This is a genomic window from Citrobacter sp. VF227, assembly GCF_052950715.1.
The window spans coordinates 1-671 of sequence record NZ_JBRFVF010000114.1; the positions used below are offsets into that span (position 1 = coordinate 1).

At 66.6% G+C, this 671-nt stretch carries 1 protein-coding gene; it reads left to right on the forward strand.

The genetic code is table 11. The features are described 5' to 3' along the window. The coding region (locus ACU8YC_RS25345) for an MFS transporter (protein ID WP_446896009.1) at positions 1-671 on the forward strand (671 nt) is incomplete at both ends.

Sequence of the window (671 nt, forward strand, 5' to 3'; positions counted from 1 at the left end):
GCGCAAGAACTTCTCGCTGGCCATGCCCTACTTGGTCGAGCAGGGCTACAGCCGCGGTGAGCTCGGCACCGCGCTCTCCGCGGTGGCGATCGCGTACGGCCTGTCCAAGTTCCTGATGGGCATGGTCTCGGACCGCTCCAACCCGCGCTACTTCCTGCCGATCGGCCTCGTGCTCTCGGCGCTGGTGATGTTCCTGTTCGGCTTCGTGCCCTGGGCGACGTCCAGCGTCGGCATCATGTTCGTGCTGCTCTTCCTCAACGGCTGGTTCCAGGGCATGGGCTGGCCGCCGAGCGGTCGCACGATGGTGCACTGGTGGTCGCAGAAGGAGCGCGGCGGCGTCGTCTCGGTCTGGAACGTGGCGCACAACGTCGGCGGTGGCCTGATCGGGCCGCTGTTCCTGCTCGGCCTGGCCTGGTTCAACGACTGGCACGCGGCCTTCTACGTGCCCGCCGCCGTGGCGCTCGGCGTCGCGGTCTTCGCCTTCCTGACCATGCGGGACACGCCGCAATCCTGCGGGCTGCCGTCCGTGGAGACCTGGAAGAACGATTACCCGGAGGGCTACGACGCCAACCACGAGCGCGAGTTCTCCACGCGCGAGATCTTCGTCGAGCACGTCCTGAAGAACCGGATGCTCTGGTACATCGCCTTCGCCAACGTGTTCGTCTACCTGC